Origin of the sequence: Mucilaginibacter terrae, from assembly GCF_042679325.1 — a bacterium.
Taxonomy (GTDB): domain Bacteria; phylum Bacteroidota; class Bacteroidia; order Sphingobacteriales; family Sphingobacteriaceae; genus Mucilaginibacter; species Mucilaginibacter terrae.
In genome coordinates, this window is the sequence record NZ_JBHTMJ010000005.1 from 12,949 (window position 1) to 29,798 (window position 16,850).

Sequence of the window (16,850 nt, forward strand, 5' to 3'; positions counted from 1 at the left end):
TGCGGGGAAGCTACCCCGATCTTCGTGCCTAAATCCTCGCTCTCTAAATTACCATTTAAGTCTGTTCAATATATTTACGTCGATAGAATTAGTGTTACGATGGATCATGACGATGATGGCCAGCCCTATAGCAATTTCGGCAGCGGCCAGCGCCATAATAAAGAACACGAAAACTTGCCCGTTAGGGTCGTTACTGTACACCGAAAATACAGTCAGCAACAGGTTAACGGCATTCAGCATCAACTCAACCGACATAAAAACCACAATAGCGTTGCGACGAATTAATACACCAACCACACCTATCGAAAATATGATGGCACTTAACAGAATGTAATGATTAAGCGGAACGACCTTTAAGGCCTGGGTAAAACTTTCCATTAAATTGTAGCTTTTGTTGATTTAGGATTACCGTCTTTAGTGGCCAGCAAAACAGCGCCCACCATGGCCGATAACAGCAGGATAGACGATACCTCGAACGGCAGCAAAAACTCGTTAAATAATACCTTACCCAGGTTTTGTACCGATCCCAGGTTTACATCTTGCAGCAGTACAGGTTTCGATTTGGCTAAACCCTTCATGGCAGCTACCAGCGTTACCAGTAAAGTACCACCCCCTATTACACCGGCCAGTTTTACATAAAGGCCTTTGCTGGGCTCCGTGTCTTTATTCAGGTTCAGCATCATCATTACAAACAGGAACAGCACCAGTATGGCCCCCATGTACACAATAAAGTTTACAATGGCCAAAAACTGTGCATTTAAAATAATGTAATGAATGGTGAAGGTAAAAAAGGTAATAATGAGGTACAATACACTGTGCACCGGGTTTTTTGAAAAAATTACCAGCAGTGAAAACAGGATGGAAAGAAATGCAATAAAGTAAAATATACTCATATGGCTTGTAAGCAGAAATACCTCTGCAGGTTGTGGTTAACAGCCGGCAAAGGTATCATTCTTTTTTATTGGTTTAAAGGTGGCTCAACTAATTTGTCTTTGCCGTATATAAAGTCTTTACGTGTAAAGTCGGTCGGTACAATGTCGCCATCTAAATAAATGGCTTCTTTTGGACAGGCCTCTTCACATAATCCGCAAAAAATGCAGCGCAGCATGTTAATCTCGTAAACGGCTGCATACTTTTCCTCGCGGTATAAATTCTCTTCACCTTTCTGTCGCTCACCGGCGGTCATGGTAATGGCTTCGGCCGGGCAAGATAGTGCACACAAACCGCAGGCGGTACAACGTTCCTTACCATCCTCATCGCGTTTAAGTGAGTGCATACCCCTGAAGTTTTCAGAAAATTCCCGTTTTTGCTCGGGGTAACGTATGGTTACATCTTTCTTAAAAAAGTGCTTCATGGTAATGCTTAAGCCTTGCGCTATAGCAGGAAGGTATGCGCGTTCCCAAAAATTGAGCGGCTTAACTTCTAATAATTTTCGCTTATTACTTAATGGTTCCATTGGTTTAAGCAAAATAGGTTTTGTAAACAGTATAAACTACACCGGTTAATACAATGTTGCCAATAGCCAACGGTATTAACGTTTTCCAGCCCAGGTGCATCAGCTGATCGTAACGGAAACGCGGGATAGTCCAGCGTACCCACATAAAAAAGAATATAAAGGCAAATATCTTAGCGAACATGACTACCACACCTAAAATAGGTGCCCAGGTAGGGCCTAATATAGTTGCCATATAATCCATACCCGGATAGTTATAACCACCAAAATACAGGGTAGCCATTACTGCCGATGATACAAACATGTTAATATACTCGGCAAACAGGTAAAAACCCAGTTTCATGGATGAGTACTCGGTGTGATAACCACCCACCAGCTCCGTTTCGCACTCCGGTAAATCAAACGGACTACGGTTGGTTTCGGCAAAGGCACAAACGATGAATATTAAGAAGCCCAGCGGCTGGTAAAGCACATTCCAGTGCCAGCCGTGCTGTTGTTCGGCAATTTCCTTTAAACTTAAAGTACCGGTCAACATCAACAGGGCAATGATGGATAGCCCCATCGAAATTTCGTAACTGATGTTTTGCGATGCAGCACGGATAGCACCTAACAAAGAGTATTTGTTGTTTGATGCCCAACCCCCTATCATAATGCCATATACACCTAATGATACTACACCAAATATGTACAGTATTCCTACGTTAATATCGGTCACCTGCAAATCGATGGTGCGGGAACCGATCACGATCTGTTGTCCCCATGGAATAACCGCGGAGCCAATACAGGCCGTCATAATAGCAAGCGAAGGACCAACTATGAACAAAAAGCCGCTGGCTTTTGTAGGGATAATCTCCTCTTTCATGAACATTTTGGCACCATCGGCCAGGGGTTGAAAAATACCGAAAGGGCCTGCACGGTTAGGACCTACCCTATCCTGCAAAAATGCGGCAACTTTGCGTTCGGCATAGGTAGAGTACATAGCCACCACCAGGCTAATGCCAAATATGATGACTACCAGTACCAGTTTTATTATCAGATCAGCAGTTTCCATTACAGTCTTGTCTCCCGTTCAAATTGTGTTTTATTGGCTTCCTGCAATATTAGGTTCTTTTTCACTACCGGTAAAGGCATCAGTGTATCGTAATGATTAGAACTGATGACCGATTGGTGCGAAATTTTGCGCGGACCTTCAATTACCCAGTCGGCAGTTTTCTTTTTATCAAAACGGCAGGTATTACAAATAAATTCCTCCACCTCACCATATTGGTCTTTACGGGCGGTTACACGAATTACGTCTTCGCCTTTATACCATAGGGTTACCTTGCCATTACATTTTTCATGTTCGCAATCACGATGAGCATCAACCGGCTTGGTAAACCATACACGGTTTTTAAAACGGAACGTTCTGTCGGTTAAAGCCCCTACCGGGCAAACATCTATCACATTTCCCGAAAAATCGTTATCTACCGCTTTTTGAATATAGGTAGAAATTTCAGAGTGATCGCCGCGGTTCAACACACCATGTACACGTTGCTGGGTAATTTGATCGGCGGTGTAAACACAACGGTAGCATAAAATACAGCGCGTCATGTGTAGCTGGATCTTATCGCCGATGTCTATTTTTTCAAAAGTACGTCGGTCAAACTCATAACGGGTTTTAGAGGCTCCATGTTCAAAGCCCAGATCCTGCAAATGACATTCACCGGCCTGGTCGCAAACCGGGCAATCCAACGGGTGGTTGATCAGCAACATCTCTACCACGCCTCTACGTGCTTCAACTACTTCGGGCGAGGTAATATTCTGCACTTCCATACCATCCATTACGGTGGTACGGCACGAGGCTATTAATTTAGGCATAGGGCGTGGGTCCTTTTCCGAACCTTTACTCACCTTTACCAAACATGTGCGGCATTTACCACCGCTGCCTTCCAACTTAGAGTAATAGCACATAGCGGGAGGCACAATATCGCCCCCTATTTGCCGCGCCGCATTTAAGATGGTTGTGTTTGGCTCAACATCAATACTAATTCCGTCAATAGTTACTTTAACCATTATTAACCTTATTTCTAATATAAGCGAGGTAATCGCCGCTTATTATCTTTTTATGCCCAGGGCCTGGCTTTTGCCGGTAAACATATACCCAGCACCTGATGTTTTTATGGGTATCCAGCCGCACCAATTTTTTTTTACGGCTGTATTCTTCTCCTTCGTATTCATCCAATATGGCAAACACCTTTTCGGGTTGCAAAACGTGGTAAATTTCACCTTTTACCATTTGGCCGTTGTGGGCTTTTTCTACAAAACCGGGGTATTGTCCTAAATCGTATAGTTCTCCTTTTATACAACCTCCAACTTTTAACTGCAAGCTATATTGCAAAAGCTTCAACACCTCGTTTTCAAAATGCTTTAAAAGGGTTCCATATACAAATATATAATCCATTTGCCATGCTTCCCTTGTTAAGGAGTTCTTAAAGCTGGTACTCCTTAACTACCGGATGTCCATTCTCATCAATACCCATTTGAACATCTATTAAAGCCCCGTTTAAAATCGGCGAATCCTGTAAAACCGGTTTCAAATTTCTAAATAATACTTCAGGATCTGAAGCGGTTAAAAAGAAAATAGCCGTGTTGTTGTCTTCGTCTAATTCGTAACTATCGTATTCACCTACTTTATGATAGGTAACCACTCGCTCAATCTGATCTTGTAGTTCATCTAAATAATCAAAATCTTCTCTTTTATAGTTGAATTTGATAACTACGTCGTGTAATTCTGCCATTATTTCTAATAAGTTAATTAATCTGATATAAATATAGTAACTTATTGTATATGAGACCTATTTAATTATTTTATGCTTCAACTTTAGCTAACGGATCGGCATAATGCGCCAGTCCGAAATTTCCTACTGTGGCTGCCGATGGATTGGTTACATGCCATTCAAATTCATCTCTAAAATGACGTATAGCACTGGCTACCGGCCATGCGGCAGCGTCACCTAAAGGACAAATGGTATTACCTTCTATTTTTTTCGATACATCTACCAGCAAATCCATGTCGCTCAGTTTACCATGGCCATGCTCTAAGCGATGCAATACTTTTTCCATCCAGCCGGTGCCTTCGCGGCAAGGTGAACATTGTCCGCAACTTTCGTGGTGATAAAAGCGGGTAAAGTTCCAGGTATTTCGCACAATGCACTGGTCTTCGTCAAAAGCAATAAAACCGCCCGAACCCATCATGGTACCGGTAGCAAAACCACCGTCTGATAAAGATTCATAGCTCATTAAGCGAGGCTCACCGTTCATGGTTTTGAGGATCAGGTTTGCCGGTAAAATAGGCACCGATGAACCACCGGCCACTACTGCTTTAAGGCGTTTGCCATTGGCTATGCCACCGCAATACTCCTCCGAATATAAAAACTCTTCAACCGGTAAACCGAGGTCTATTTCGTAAATACCCGGTTTAGCAACATTACCACCGGCCGAAATCAGTTTGGTACCGGTACTACGACCAATACCTAATTTAGCATATTCATCTCCCCCATCACGAATGATAGGCACAGTAGCCGCAATTGATTCCACGTTGTTGACCACTGTAGGGCAGCCATACAAACCTGCAATAGCCGGAAATGGTGGCTTAATACGCGGGTTACCACGTTTACCTTCCAACGATTCTATCAGCGCGGTTTCTTCGCCGCAAATGTAAGCACCACCACCGGGTTGTACGTATAGTTCCAAATCGTAACCTGTACCTAAAATATTTTTTCCTAAAAAACCGGCTGCTTTGGCTTCAGCAATGGCTCTTTCCAGGATACGGATCTGCGGCATCATTTCACCGCGTACGTATATGTAAGATGTTTTAGCACCCAGGGCGTAACTGCCAATAATCATCCCCTCAATTAACAAATGAGGGATGTGTGTCATTAAATAACGGTCTTTAAACGTACCGGGTTCCGATTCGTCGGCGTTACAAACCAGGTAACGGGGTACACCTTCGGGCTTAGCCAAAAAGCCCCACTTCATACCAGTTGGAAAACCTGCACCACCACGGCCACGCAAGCCCGATTTTTTAACCTCTTCCACCACATCTTCGGGCGATAAGGTTTTCAAGGCTTTCTCTACCGATTCGTAACCACCTTTAGAGCGATAAACATCGTAGGTACTAATACCGGGAACATTAATGTGTTCTAATAATAATTTGCGTCCCATTACAGCTAATATGCTTTGCCAGTTAATTTATAAACGGCAATATGATTTTTAACACAATTTATAAAAACCTGAACAGTTATTAAACCAATAATCAGGTTGTAAGTTGATGATGTTTTTAAAACTGAAAACAGGACTACACCTACAATGAAAGCTGCATCCCATAGCCAAATTTTATAATTTAAGTTCATCATCGGTATCATTAATTATTTGCTTTTATCCTTAAATCACCAATCAACTGATCTACCGACTGCGGCGTCAAGTTTTCATAAAACGTATATTCGGGGCCTATTTGCAGTACCGGGCCAAAACCACAGGCAGCCAGGCATTCTACACCACGCCAGCTAAATAAGCCGTCGGGGGTAATATCACCTTCTTTTACGCCCAACGTTGTCTCAATATAGTCCATTATTTTTTCGGCACCTACTAAACAGCAAGGTCCTGTACGGCAAACCTCCAATACGTACTTGCCTTGCGGGCGTAAAAAATACATGGTGTAAAAGGTAGCCACCTCGTAAACCTCTATCGATTCTATCTTCAGGTATTCGGCTACCCTATCCATAGCCTCCGAACTTAACCAACCTTGTTCGGCCTGTACGGCATGTAAAATAGGCAACAATGCCGATTTTTGCTTATCCCCGGGGTAACGGCTTACCATATCGGCCATTTCGGCCAGCAAAGCCGGCGAAAATGCTGCCGTAGTTTGCGCTGGGGTATTTTCTACTCTAAGCATCTAACTCTCCGGCTATAACGTTTAAACTGCTCATGTTAATAATTGCATCACTTAACAGCATACCACGGCTCATATCGGCATACATGCTGTAATTGATAAAGCTTGGCCTGCGAAAATGTAAGCGGTAAGGCGAACGGCCACCATCGTTAACCAGGTAAAAACCCAATTCGCCGTTTGCACCTTCAACCGCATGATAAACCTCACCTACCGGGGTAGGTATTTCACCCATCACTATTTTAAAGTGATAAATCAAGGCTTCCATATTGTTATACACTTCCTCTTTTGGGGGCAGGTAAAACTCAGGTACATCGGCATGAAATATGTTCGGGTCTTCCTTTTCTATCATATCCAAAGCTTGCTGTATCATGCGCATGCTTTGTTTCATTTCTTCGTTACGTACCAAAAAGCGGTCGTACACATCGCCTGTAGTACCTACCGGAACTTCAAAATCGAAATCCTCGTAAGAGCAATAAGGGTTCATGGCCCGTACATCATAATCTACACCGGTAGCACGCAATATAGGGCCGCTCCAGCTGTAATCTAAAGCCGCTTCCTGGGTTACCGGGGCAACACCACGGGTACGGTCAATAAAAATACGGTTACGGTTAAATAGCGATTCAAATTCATGCAAAACCTTGGGGAAGTTCGCCAAAAACTTACGGATTTTGGCAAAGGCAATATCGTTGAAGTTACGCTCGAAACCACCTAACCTGCCCACATTGGTAGTTAAGCGCGAACCGCATACTTCTTCATAAATTTCATAGATTTCCTCACGATATTCCATCATGTACAGAAAACCGGTAAAGGCTCCTGTATCAACACCCAATACACCGTTACATATAATATGATCGGCAATACGGGCTAATTCCATAATGATTACCCGCATGTAATCCACTCTTTTAGGAGTCTGGATGTTCAGCAGTTTTTCTACCGTCATGTGCCAGCCCATATTATTGATGGGGGCAGAGCAGTAGTTCAACCTATCGGTTAAGGGAGTGATCTGGTAGAAGGGACGATGCTCAGCAATTTTTTCGAACGCGCGGTGAATGTAACCAATGGTTGATACGCCGCTAACAATGCGCTCGCCATCAATTTGCAACACATTTTGGAACACGCCGTGCGTGGCCGGGTGCGTTGGACCCAGGTTAAGGGTGGATAACTCGCCTTGCAGGTTGGTATCCGTAACTGTATTGGTATTTAACGAAGGAAAATTCTGCATAGGTTATCTTCCAAAATAAAAATCTTTTTTATCAACCCGGTTAGGGTCTTCTAACGGGTACTCTTTCCGCATCGGGAAAACCGTCATATCATCCACATTTAAAATGCGTACTAAGTTGGGATGACCTTCAAAGTCAACTCCAAAAAAGTCATACGTTTCTCGCTCCATCCAGTTGGCACCGTTCCAAAGTACGGTGGCTGTAGGGGTACGTACATCGCCGGCAGGTAAAAATACCTTAACCCTTATACGCACATTGTGCACCAGGCTATGCAGGTGATAAATAACCCCTATAGGGTTTTCCTGCTCGGGGTATTGTATGGCGGTAATATCGGTCAGGTAAATAAACTGCAATGCTGCGTCCTGTTTCAGGTAGGTCAGCACATCAATTATCGAATCCCGATCGGTTTCTATCGTTAGCAATCCATAAGGCTGGTCAACTGTTTTAACCAGCTCTCCAAACTTACCGGTAAGTTGCTGTAATAATATTTCGTTGTTTAAAACACCCATTACTGTATTCCGTATTGAGCCAATAATTTTGTGTATTCGGGCGAATCCCTGCGGCGCAATGATTCGGTTTGTACCAGTTTCTGAATGTTCATAAAACCGTCGATAATACCTTCGGGACGCGGAGGACAACCTGGCACATAAACATCAACCGGAATAATTTCATCAATACCCTGCAAAACAGAATAGGTATCAAAAATGCCACCGCTTGATGCACAGGCACCAACAGCCATCACCCAACGAGGCTCGGCCATTTGTAAATACACCTGCCTTAAAACCGGAGCCATTTTTTTGGAGATAGTCCCCATTACCATCAGCAGATCGGCTTGGCGGGGTGAGAAACTTAAACGTTCGGCACCAAAACGTGATAAATCGTAATTAGAACCCATGGTAGCCATAAATTCAATTCCGCAGCACGAGGTAGCAAAAGGCAGCGGCCACAACGAGTGTGAGCGCGCTAAACCTATGGCTTTATCAAGCGAGGTAGCAAAAAATCCTGAACCTTCAACACCCGGTGGGGCGTTTACAATTTGAACATCACTCATGTATAATAAATGCTAAATCCGTACAAAACGGACACCTACAAATTTATTATAATTAACGTGAAGTAGTATAGTGTAATATATACAAGTAAGTATTTAGAAACAATCTAAACTGGCTTAGTTCCAGTCGAGCGCACCCTTTTTAACTATGTAAATGAAGCCTAAAAGTAGTGTAGCCATAAAAATAAACATTTCTATCAGTCCTTCGGTACCCATCGCTTTAAAATTAACCGCCCACGGGTACATAAATATCACCTCCACATCAAATAGCACAAACAGAATAGCCACCAGGAAATATTTAATAGATACCGGTGTACGGGCGTTACCTACTACTTCAACCCCCGATTCAAATGGGGTTAGCTTATCGGCTGTTTGCCGTTTAGGACCCAACCTGTGGGTAAAAAACATAGTGGTTACCACAAAACCTACAGCAACCAGCATCTGGATTATGATAGGCAGATAATTAACGGGTAAACTTTGTGATTCCATGCCGCAAATATAACCGATTTGTTGAATAATAAAAAAGGCCGCAGTTACCTGCAGCCTTTTTATTGGTTTTAACTTATTAGTTATTTTCCTTTACCTGTACCACCTTTAGCTTTTCTTGAAAAGAAATTGGCAGCAGAGCTATTAGTGGGATCGTTTTCACGAGCTTTTGTATAGTTCTCGGTAGCCTTAGCCAGGTCTTTTTCCTTATACTCAGCAAAAGCTCCTAAGTAAGCGTAAGCTTCAGCTAAATTTTTCTTATCAGCATCAGCAAGCGGGGCTGGTTTTGCTGTAGTTACTGTTATTAGTTTTTCGTAATAAGGCTTAGCAAAACCTTGTATATTATTGCGGTCTTTCTCTTTTAAATCATACAAACGCGCACGATACAACGTAACCGTTGTGTTAGGTGTTGCTATTTTGGCTTGAATGTGAGCAAATGCAGAATCAGCTTTAGCTAACAGCATAGTATCGGCAACTGGTTTTGGTGTTGCTTTACTTGATAATTGATCACCATAAGCAAAATAATAACTAAATCCTTCAGAAAAATAATCATTAAGTGTAGCCTTATTTGATTTAGACACATACTGTTGATAATTATCACCTGCTTTTTCAAACTGGCGTTTAGCATAGTATATTTTAGCTATATCTGCATATAAATCACCTTGCGTTGTGTCCATCTGCACAGTTTTCTCAAGAGTTTTAAGAGCTGCAGTTGTATCTTTAGCTTTAAGCTGTATGCGTCCTAAATAGTAATAATCATAAGGAATTATACGTTTTGGATCAGCTTTACTCATCCATGTATTCATTGCCGTGTTGGCTGTCGCTGCATCACCATTTTCAAAAGCTGCATAACCTATGTAACGGTATGCCCTTAAGTTAGCATTGGGAGATTGTGCTATAGCTGTAGCTTCGGTTTGTAGATCTTTAAACTTACCAGCCTGATATAAAAAGTCGGCATAACGCAAGCGAGACTCTATCGACATATCTGTTAAGCTTAAAAACTTGCGGTATTGTTCCACAGCCTCATTAATTTTAGCCGATGCCTGGGTTGGAACTTTTTGAGCCCAGCGTACATCAGTTTCAGCCCACTCGCGGTAAGCCGGACCGTAGTTAGGGTCAATAGCTATTGCATCTTTAAACTCTTTTTCCGAATCTTCCCAGTTATTAGCTAATCTCCATAACACACCTGTTGCTACTTTAGCTGTTGCCGATTTTGGGTTAATGTTAAGTGCCTCGGTATAGGCTTTATAGGCTTCGTTACTTTTTAACTGTGAACGGTAAGCATCACCTAAGGCAATATACAATTCAGGATCTTTATTATTAACCGCGATTCCTTTAGTTAAAATTCCTATAGCGGCATTAGCATCCGGTGCGGGATCTAACATGTAGCCCTCACCTACATATAAGTATGGTTTTGAATCTTTACCGGCTAAAGTAATAGCCTGGTTAAAGTTGGTAGTGGCACCAGCCTGATCTTTGTTAACACGGGCTGCTGCACCTAAACCGGCATAATTTAATGCCGATTTAGGGTTAGCGGCAAGTCCTTTGGTAAAAACCGCTTTAGCCGAATCAGGATATTCCTGTGCTAAATAAACCCAACCCAGGTAAAAGAAATTTTCATCTTTAGTAGCCTGAGTGGTAGTCAGGTTTTTAAGCATAGACTTAGCTTTCTGATATTGTTCGGCGTCAATAGCTTTCTTGGCGTCGGCAAGACTCTGCGCAAAAACTGATGAACCTATAAATACCAGCCCTGCTGCTGTTCCCACAATTTTATTGATCGAATTCTTCATGGCTTAATTTTATAGTTTTAGTATCTAATTAATTTTTAACAATGTTTATTTCCCTTGGCGGTATAGCCGCCGGTAATAAACCCGATTTTAGTATGATCCTTTGTCCGCGTTCGCTTTTCAAAAAGTCGGCAAAGGCCGATGCTAATCCATTTGGCCTGCCTGTGCTGTTAATCACATACAAACTCCGGCTTAATGGATACTGTTTTAGAGCCAGTGTTTCCTGTGATGGTTTAAAATACTGCTTCGCATATTCCTTATTTGACTCATCCCTGACACCAACAATCTTTACTTTAGTTGCAGCCACGGCATAATCGGCATCGGGTTCATTTAACCAGCTATAACCAACTATACCAACTGCATTAGGGTGTTTACTTACATAAGTAACTACATCCTTGTTGGTATTAAGCGCGTAAACGTTTTTTTGTTTGAGCTCCTGATTACCAGACAAGTCCTTCAAATACCTTACCAAACTGGAATTAGGATTATCGAAAACTACATTTTTTTCAGTCATGGCGGTACCTTTAAGCAATGCTTTTACCTCATTTACAGTCATTAAGGTATCAACCGACTGCGCGTTTACAATTATGGCAACCGCATCTGAAGCGAACCGTGTAACCTCGGGCGATAATGTCCGGTTTTTTAATACCATTAGTTCGTCCGGCTTTAATTCGCGCGACATAATAGCTGTTCTGACACTATCGTTCAGCAACATCCGCAGCAATTCATTTTCACTTTTATAAATCAATACCGGCTTGGTATCGGTATATAACGATTTAAATACATAATGCTCCTGATCCATAATAGGCTTAAAAGATTCATCAACCAAAAAAGCAGCAGTACCCGATATTGCAGTATCGGTATTGTCCAGCTGCCTTACCGGCCTATGATCGTCGCAGGTTGCAAAAGCTACCAATGCAATAATGCACACAATAATAATCTTTAAGCTATTATTCATGGTTCATCTGTTTTAATAATACGGATAAAGCGCAGTATGCCATATACAATAAACAATCCGCCAAAAGTGTATCTCTGGGTTTCGCTTAAATGCAAGGGCAATGCATCCCAAAACATAATAAGCAATCCGAGGATAGTGATCCCAATAAATAGGGCTGCTCCTAAAATAAACAAAAACCGCCTTTTGGGCGATTTCTGTTTATCAAAATCTCTATTTAGCATTAATTTCTTATTGATCTGCTAAGGTAAATACAACCGGTACCGTGTACTGTACACGTACAGCACGACCGTTTTGCTTACCTGGATTCCATTTTTTTGAAGATTTCAATACACGGATAGCTTCTTCTTCCAAACCTGAACCCAAAGTACGGCCGGCAGGTTTAATATCGGTTAAGCTACCATCTCGCTCTACCACGAACGTTACGTTCACACGACCCTGAACACCGTTCTCTTGAGCTACCGAAGGGTAACGCAATACTTTGTTAAGGTATTTGTAGAACTGCTCGATACCACCAGGATATTCGGGTAGTACCTCAACCGATGTAAATATTTCATTAGGGTTCGATTCCACAACGGCTGCACTAACCGGTGCATTACCAACCGGCTCATCTATACGAACAGATTGGGTAGGATCACCTTTAATCTCTTTCTGACCTGGGTCGGCCACTTTAAGATCATCTTGTGTGGGTGGGTCTTTTTCACGAACCTGCTCATCGGGTTTTACTATCGGTGGCGGAAATTTAACCTGATCCACTTTAGGCTTTTGCGGCTCGGCACTTGGCGGCGGCGGCGGTGGTGGTGTTTTTTCGTTGATGGGCGGCGGAGGTGTTAATACCACTTCCTGAATTTTAATTTCTTCTTTAGGAGCGGGTATAAATCCTTTGATCTTGTTGATGATAGTTGGCAATGATACCCCAAATACAAATATTACACTGGTAACTGCCAAGGCAATTATGGTATTACGGGCATTGTTTTTACGCAGTTGGTATGCGCCGTATGCTTTGTTCCTATCATGAAAAACAACATCAAGCCACTCGGGTTTTAAAATGTCTAATTTCGATCCTAATATAGCCATGGCTTTAAATTTTAATGTTTAACAAGTGATCTTCTTAAAATAGACCGTCTCTTTTCAGAAGATCTATTTCCGCTGGAGTAATATCTACTATAGCGTATGCTCTAATACCGGTAATGTTTAATTCGTCCAAAACATCAATCACGTTTTTATAAACTGATTTTTCGCTGGGTTTAACTAATACCAAAATATCTTTTCCGGTTGCTTGTTTAACTTTAGCAGCTTGCTCAATAAACACTTTACGGATACCGTCCTTACCGTAATTTTCGGTTGCGGGTGGGGTTAACGATTCTCCCGGTACGCCTATAAACCACTCCAACTTATTACCCTTACCCAAAAGTACGGTCATGGTTTGAGATGCTTTTACAGGCAGTTGCTCTTTTGTAACTTCATCTTTATCCGGCATGGCTAAATCCATAGCCTTTGGTTTATTAAGGGTAGTAGTTAGCATAAAGAAGGTTACCAGCAAGAAAGCCAGATCCACCATTGCCGTTAAATCAACGCGTGTAGATTGTTTCTTACTTCTTACCTTCCCACCTTTTTTGCCACCCCCGCCGGAGGTATCTAATTCTGCCATTTTACTATTTTGGTCTTAATGAGGTAATTAAACTAAATTTATTTACTTTTTGTTTTTGCAGTATGGCAATTATACGCTGCATGGTTGGGTACTCTTCGTTGCTATCTCCTTTAATAGAAAAAAGCAATTCCTTATTGTTTAAATTTTTAGTAACCACACGGGCTTCATGAATCCAGTTATATAATTCATTACTTACCGAATCTGTTGGAATACCTCCGTTAGCAGATGCTGCAAAACTTTTACGTTGCTCAGGATCTAAGGTTAAAAACTGTTTAAGCTGCTGAATTGGCACACCCAAATTATCTAACGCTGTAAATTTTTTAACCTCACTTGGCGTAAAGCCGATATTGTAAATTTTACCTACCTGCAATAAGGTTTGCTTGCGGGCTTCTTCACCATCAATGGTTAAAAAAACTTTTTTATTACCAACTGTTAAAATAGCCACACCGGTTTCAGGTAAAGTTTGCTCAATTGATGACTTAGGCATATCAACTGTAACCGGATCTTCAACCTTTGGTTTGGCCGTTAATATAAAGAAGGTAAGCAATAGGAACGCTACGTCGCACATAGCGGTCATATCAATTGCCGTACTTTTTCTTGGAACTTTTATTCTGGGCATTTTCTTTATCTTATGAAAATCAATACTACAATTGGTTAATTATCAACTGCTCCGTTATACTAATACAACGGAGCAGCATATATCAAAACCAAATATTAGTATCCTCTTTCTTTATTTTTGTGTGATGCAGCAAATGTTTGCACAATACTGAAACCGGTTTCATCAATTGCATATGTTAACTTATCAATTTTTGAAGTAAACAAGTTGTACATGATAATTGATAAGGCCGAAGTACTGATACCGATAGCGGTGTTAATTAACGCTTCGGAAATACCGTTTGCTAACTCAGATGAACTTGATGCACCACCTTCTCCTAATGACTGGAAGGCCTTGATCATACCTGTTACCGTACCCAACAAACCCATTAACGTACCTACTGATACCAAAGTAGCAATAATGGTTAAGTTTTGCTCTAACATTGGCATTTCCAATGCGGTAGCTTCTTCAATATCTTTTTGGATAGCTAAAGTTTTCTGATCAACATCCAGGTTTGGCTCTAACTCCATTTCGCGGTATTTTTTCAAACCCGATTTAATAACGTTAGCTACAGAACCTTTTTGTTTATCGCACTCTGAACTTGCAGCATCGATGTTGCCCTGGTTTAAGAAAGCGTTGATCTTTCTAACAAAAGCATCAACGTTACCTGTACCGGAAGCTTTGCCAATAACAACAAAACGCTCGATAGAGAAAACAACCACCATCATGAGCATGCTCATTAATACCGGTACAATTGGTCCGCCTTTGTGTACAGTACCGAAGTAATCTGTAGGAGCACCTTTTTCAACATCACCACCTTTATAGTGACTTGGATCGCCTAAAACAAATATGAATATACATACAGCAATTGCGAAACAGATAGGAATAACTAAAGAAGCGAAAGCGCCTGAGTTACCTGAGCTTTCGGTTTTAACAGGAGTAGTTGGTTTTGATGGTGCGGTTGCCATTACTTTAAATTTAGTTTTAGTTTTGTTTGTACTATTTAGTTAATTAAATATGCGTGTTTAACGAATAACAAATTTATAATTATAAGTACATAAAGTTAGTCAAAATGTTATTCTTTACAATTATTTAATGTCAGACTTTTATGAATGTAATAATTTCCAATCCATTACATAACGTAAACGCTAACATATATTATGTTCTTGCGAACAATATTTTGCAATGAAAACCATTTTTTTTAATAATTACAAGCCTTATGCATTAAATATATGTAACTAAACTGATATAAGAAATTTGGCATGGTATAAAAAACCACGCTTAATTAATTTTAAACGTGTGTTTTAAAACGTTTACAACAGTAAATTAAGTGTTATTTACACAAATTGTTTTTATTATTATAAATAACCTACGCCTAAGATACGATTTAATGAGATGTTAGTAAGGATATGTAATGAAATTTAAAGAAAAGGCAACATGATTCACTATTATCCTCCTGCTTTTTTAGCTTTATAACCATCGGCCAATAAAAGTGCTACTATTTTGTCGCGAAAATCGCCCTGAATAAGTATTTCGTAATCTTTTACAGAACCACCAACACCGCATTTGGTTTTAAGATGCTTGCCCAATGCTTCCAGATCGGCTTCGGCACCGGCAAACCCGGTTATGCGGGTAACTATTTTACCCCCTCCCTTGCGGTCTAAATATATTTTAAGGTTTTGCTGCCGGGGTTGCGGTGTTTCCGCACCCTCGTTGGTTTCGTTGATGTATTCAAAATCGGGGTTGGTAGAATACATTACCCCTCCGGTACTGTTCTTGTTTTTTTTTGACATGGCTTAACGGCTGTATTGAGATCCAACAATGACTCTTAACGATAAGGGCACGATATTGACGTTGGTAGATGCTTCCAGGGTTTGCGGCTCGCCGTCTATGTGAGCGGGACCCGCGGTTTTTCTGGTCACTTTGATGTCCTTACCCCGTATAATTTCTACAAAGCGCGAGGTATCGGCTGTTTTGGTGAACATCCTGAAGCCCATTTCGGGAAAACGGTATAGCGGGAAAGGTTTAATTACGCATACATCCAGCAAACCATCCTGCACCGATGCCTTGGGCGATACGTGTGCGTTATTACCGTACTGCGAAGAATTGGCAAAGCTGAGCATAAAGGCATCACGGTCATAAGTCAGCCCGTCGATCTCCAGGTGATAACTTTGCGCTTTATAGCTAACAATCTCCTGCAGGGCAGCCTTAAAATACGTGATGAATCCACGGGTGGTTTGCCTGGCAAATACCTGGCTTATGTGCGCATCGAAACCCATACCGGCCATATTAAAGAACCATTGTCCGTTCATTTGCCCGGCATCAATCAGCTCTACATGATTTTTGTTAATATTCTGGATAGCCCGCGCCGTATCCATGGGTATGCTCAAAAAACGCGACAAGCCGTTACCAGATCCAAAAGGCAGAATCCCTAAAGCTGCTTTGGTACCTACCACCGCCGATGCCACTTCGTTCACCGTACCATCGCCGCCAACAGCTATAATAGATTCGTAGGTTTTATTGGCGTCTTTAGCCAGCCAGTGCGCATGACCGGGTTCTTCGGTAAACACAATAGTGGCATCAATGGCCTCCTTGTTAAGGTGCTGTTGTATCAGTTGGGGTACATGATCTTTCGATTTACCGCCCGCAACCGGGTTAATTACAAATAAGACTTTCCTCTTCAAGTATGTTTATTTTCGGCATCAAAAGTAACCCTATTTTCGGC

General features: G+C 41.6%; 22 protein-coding genes. All 22 read right to left on the reverse strand.

The window, feature by feature from the left end; genetic code table 11:
• Positions 1–48 precede the first annotated feature (48 nt).
• The gene (gene nuoK / locus ACFQ3S_RS05550) at positions 49–378 is read right to left on the reverse strand and encodes an NADH-quinone oxidoreductase subunit NuoK (protein ID WP_377162098.1); all 330 of its coding nucleotides are present in this window, start codon (positions 376–378) and stop codon (positions 49–51) included.
• Positions 378–893 (reverse strand): NADH-quinone oxidoreductase subunit J family protein, encoded by a 516-nt coding sequence (locus tag ACFQ3S_RS05555; protein WP_377162101.1) that lies wholly within the window; start codon positions 891–893, stop codon positions 378–380. Before ACFQ3S_RS05555 ends, nuoK begins: the two co-directional genes overlap by 1 nt.
• 65 nt (positions 894–958) lie before the next feature.
• The gene (locus ACFQ3S_RS05560; RefSeq protein WP_377162104.1) at positions 959–1,456 is read right to left on the reverse strand and encodes a NuoI/complex I 23 kDa subunit family protein; all 498 of its coding nucleotides are present in this window, start codon (positions 1,454–1,456) and stop codon (positions 959–961) included.
• 4 nt (positions 1,457–1,460) lie between these two features.
• Positions 1,461–2,504: an NADH-quinone oxidoreductase subunit NuoH gene (gene nuoH, locus ACFQ3S_RS05565; RefSeq protein WP_377162107.1), complete on the reverse strand. Its 1,044-nt coding sequence runs from the start codon at positions 2,502–2,504 to the stop codon at positions 1,461–1,463.
• Complete coding sequence (locus ACFQ3S_RS05570) at positions 2,504–3,505, reverse strand: 2Fe-2S iron-sulfur cluster-binding protein (RefSeq protein ID WP_377162110.1); 1,002 nt, start codon at positions 3,503–3,505, stop codon at positions 2,504–2,506. Before ACFQ3S_RS05570 ends, nuoH begins: the two co-directional genes overlap by 1 nt.
• Positions 3,498–3,893 carry a gamma-glutamylcyclotransferase family protein gene (locus ACFQ3S_RS05575; protein ID WP_377162113.1) on the reverse strand — a complete coding sequence of 132 codons (396 nt, stop codon included), beginning with the start codon at positions 3,891–3,893 and terminating at the stop codon, positions 3,498–3,500. The genes ACFQ3S_RS05570 and ACFQ3S_RS05575 overlap by 8 nt, the downstream gene beginning before the upstream one ends.
• 28 nt (positions 3,894–3,921) lie before the next feature.
• Positions 3,922–4,230: a hypothetical protein gene (locus ACFQ3S_RS05580; RefSeq protein ID WP_377162116.1), complete on the reverse strand. Its 309-nt coding sequence runs from the start codon at positions 4,228–4,230 to the stop codon at positions 3,922–3,924.
• A 70-nt stretch (positions 4,231–4,300) separates the two neighbouring features.
• Positions 4,301–5,656: an NADH-quinone oxidoreductase subunit NuoF gene (nuoF, locus tag ACFQ3S_RS05585; protein ID WP_377162119.1), complete on the reverse strand. Its 1,356-nt coding sequence runs from the start codon at positions 5,654–5,656 to the stop codon at positions 4,301–4,303.
• A 5-nt stretch (positions 5,657–5,661) separates the two neighbouring features.
• Entirely contained in the window at positions 5,662–5,847 is a 186-nt protein-coding gene (locus tag ACFQ3S_RS05590; protein ID WP_377162122.1) for a hypothetical protein, read from the reverse strand.
• 8 nt (positions 5,848–5,855) lie between these two features.
• A complete protein-coding gene (locus ACFQ3S_RS05595) occupies positions 5,856–6,386 on the reverse strand; it encodes an NADH-quinone oxidoreductase subunit NuoE family protein (protein WP_377162125.1) in 531 nt (176 codons plus the stop codon).
• Positions 6,379–7,605 carry an NADH-quinone oxidoreductase subunit D gene (locus ACFQ3S_RS05600; RefSeq protein WP_377162128.1) on the reverse strand — a complete coding sequence of 409 codons (1,227 nt, stop codon included), beginning with the start codon at positions 7,603–7,605 and terminating at the stop codon, positions 6,379–6,381. Before ACFQ3S_RS05600 ends, ACFQ3S_RS05595 begins: the two co-directional genes overlap by 8 nt.
• Before the next feature lie 3 nt (positions 7,606–7,608).
• Positions 7,609–8,112 (reverse strand): NADH-quinone oxidoreductase subunit C, encoded by a 504-nt coding sequence (locus ACFQ3S_RS05605; RefSeq protein WP_377162131.1) that lies wholly within the window; start codon positions 8,110–8,112, stop codon positions 7,609–7,611.
• Positions 8,112–8,654: an NADH-quinone oxidoreductase subunit B gene (locus tag ACFQ3S_RS05610; RefSeq protein ID WP_377162133.1), complete on the reverse strand. Its 543-nt coding sequence runs from the start codon at positions 8,652–8,654 to the stop codon at positions 8,112–8,114. Before ACFQ3S_RS05610 ends, ACFQ3S_RS05605 begins: the two co-directional genes overlap by 1 nt.
• Before the next feature lie 114 nt (positions 8,655–8,768).
• Positions 8,769–9,140 carry an NADH-quinone oxidoreductase subunit A gene (locus ACFQ3S_RS05615; protein WP_377162136.1) on the reverse strand — a complete coding sequence of 124 codons (372 nt, stop codon included), beginning with the start codon at positions 9,138–9,140 and terminating at the stop codon, positions 8,769–8,771.
• An 80-nt stretch (positions 9,141–9,220) separates the two neighbouring features.
• Entirely contained in the window at positions 9,221–10,927 is a 1,707-nt protein-coding gene (locus ACFQ3S_RS05620) for a tetratricopeptide repeat protein (protein ID WP_377162139.1), read from the reverse strand.
• 28 nt (positions 10,928–10,955) lie between these two features.
• Complete coding sequence (locus ACFQ3S_RS05625) at positions 10,956–11,882, reverse strand: PstS family phosphate ABC transporter substrate-binding protein (protein ID WP_377162142.1); 927 nt, start codon at positions 11,880–11,882, stop codon at positions 10,956–10,958.
• Positions 11,883–12,110: 228 nt separating this feature from the next.
• On the reverse strand, positions 12,111–12,956 hold the full coding sequence (locus tag ACFQ3S_RS05630) for an energy transducer TonB (RefSeq protein ID WP_377162145.1): 846 nt from the start codon (positions 12,954–12,956) through the stop codon (positions 12,111–12,113).
• A 34-nt stretch (positions 12,957–12,990) separates the two neighbouring features.
• Positions 12,991–13,530: an ExbD/TolR family protein gene (locus ACFQ3S_RS05635; RefSeq protein WP_377162148.1), complete on the reverse strand. Its 540-nt coding sequence runs from the start codon at positions 13,528–13,530 to the stop codon at positions 12,991–12,993.
• A gap of 4 nt (positions 13,531–13,534) precedes the next feature.
• Complete coding sequence (locus ACFQ3S_RS05640) at positions 13,535–14,149, reverse strand: ExbD/TolR family protein (RefSeq protein ID WP_377162151.1); 615 nt, start codon at positions 14,147–14,149, stop codon at positions 13,535–13,537.
• Positions 14,150–14,244: 95 nt separating this feature from the next.
• Positions 14,245–15,093: a MotA/TolQ/ExbB proton channel family protein gene (locus ACFQ3S_RS05645; protein ID WP_377162154.1), complete on the reverse strand. Its 849-nt coding sequence runs from the start codon at positions 15,091–15,093 to the stop codon at positions 14,245–14,247.
• Between the two features lie 480 nt (positions 15,094–15,573).
• Positions 15,574–15,918, reverse strand: a complete 345-nt coding sequence (locus ACFQ3S_RS05650; protein ID WP_377162157.1) for a translation initiation factor — start codon at positions 15,916–15,918, stop codon at positions 15,574–15,576.
• Between the two features lie 3 nt (positions 15,919–15,921).
• A complete protein-coding gene (locus ACFQ3S_RS05655) occupies positions 15,922–16,809 on the reverse strand; it encodes a diacylglycerol/lipid kinase family protein (RefSeq protein ID WP_377162160.1) in 888 nt (295 codons plus the stop codon).
• Positions 16,810–16,850: the final 41 nt, after the last annotated feature.

Excerpts from the sequence above, each read along its gene's own strand:
- nuoK (WP_377162098.1), bottom strand. The coding sequence starts at position 378 with ATGGAAAGTTTTACCCAGGCCTTAAAGGTCGTTCCGCTTAATCATTAC.
- ACFQ3S_RS05555 (WP_377162101.1), bottom strand. The coding sequence starts at position 893 with ATGAGTATATTTTACTTTATTGCATTTCTTTCCATCCTGTTTTCACTG.
- ACFQ3S_RS05560 (WP_377162104.1), bottom strand. The coding sequence starts at position 1,456 with ATGGAACCATTAAGTAATAAGCGAAAATTATTAGAAGTTAAGCCGCTC.
- nuoH (WP_377162107.1), bottom strand. The coding sequence starts at position 2,504 with ATGGAAACTGCTGATCTGATAATAAAACTGGTACTGGTAGTCATCATA.
- ACFQ3S_RS05570 (WP_377162110.1), bottom strand. The coding sequence starts at position 3,505 with ATGGTTAAAGTAACTATTGACGGAATTAGTATTGATGTTGAGCCAAAC.
- ACFQ3S_RS05575 (WP_377162113.1), bottom strand. The coding sequence starts at position 3,893 with ATGGATTATATATTTGTATATGGAACCCTTTTAAAGCATTTTGAAAAC.
- ACFQ3S_RS05580 (WP_377162116.1), bottom strand. The coding sequence starts at position 4,230 with ATGGCAGAATTACACGACGTAGTTATCAAATTCAACTATAAAAGAGAA.
- nuoF (WP_377162119.1), bottom strand. The coding sequence starts at position 5,656 with ATGGGACGCAAATTATTATTAGAACACATTAATGTTCCCGGTATTAGT.
- ACFQ3S_RS05590 (WP_377162122.1), bottom strand. The coding sequence starts at position 5,847 with ATGATGAACTTAAATTATAAAATTTGGCTATGGGATGCAGCTTTCATT.
- ACFQ3S_RS05595 (WP_377162125.1), bottom strand. The coding sequence starts at position 6,386 with ATGCTTAGAGTAGAAAATACCCCAGCGCAAACTACGGCAGCATTTTCG.
- ACFQ3S_RS05600 (WP_377162128.1), bottom strand. The coding sequence starts at position 7,605 with ATGCAGAATTTTCCTTCGTTAAATACCAATACAGTTACGGATACCAAC.
- ACFQ3S_RS05605 (WP_377162131.1), bottom strand. The coding sequence starts at position 8,112 with ATGGGTGTTTTAAACAACGAAATATTATTACAGCAACTTACCGGTAAG.
- ACFQ3S_RS05610 (WP_377162133.1), bottom strand. The coding sequence starts at position 8,654 with ATGAGTGATGTTCAAATTGTAAACGCCCCACCGGGTGTTGAAGGTTCA.
- ACFQ3S_RS05615 (WP_377162136.1), bottom strand. The coding sequence starts at position 9,140 with ATGGAATCACAAAGTTTACCCGTTAATTATCTGCCTATCATAATCCAG.
- ACFQ3S_RS05620 (WP_377162139.1), bottom strand. The coding sequence starts at position 10,927 with ATGAAGAATTCGATCAATAAAATTGTGGGAACAGCAGCAGGGCTGGTA.
- ACFQ3S_RS05625 (WP_377162142.1), bottom strand. The coding sequence starts at position 11,882 with ATGAATAATAGCTTAAAGATTATTATTGTGTGCATTATTGCATTGGTA.
- ACFQ3S_RS05630 (WP_377162145.1), bottom strand. The coding sequence starts at position 12,956 with ATGGCTATATTAGGATCGAAATTAGACATTTTAAAACCCGAGTGGCTT.
- ACFQ3S_RS05635 (WP_377162148.1), bottom strand. The coding sequence starts at position 13,530 with ATGGCAGAATTAGATACCTCCGGCGGGGGTGGCAAAAAAGGTGGGAAG.
- ACFQ3S_RS05640 (WP_377162151.1), bottom strand. The coding sequence starts at position 14,149 with ATGCCCAGAATAAAAGTTCCAAGAAAAAGTACGGCAATTGATATGACC.
- ACFQ3S_RS05645 (WP_377162154.1), bottom strand. The coding sequence starts at position 15,093 with ATGGCAACCGCACCATCAAAACCAACTACTCCTGTTAAAACCGAAAGC.
- ACFQ3S_RS05650 (WP_377162157.1), bottom strand. The coding sequence starts at position 15,918 with ATGTCAAAAAAAAACAAGAACAGTACCGGAGGGGTAATGTATTCTACC.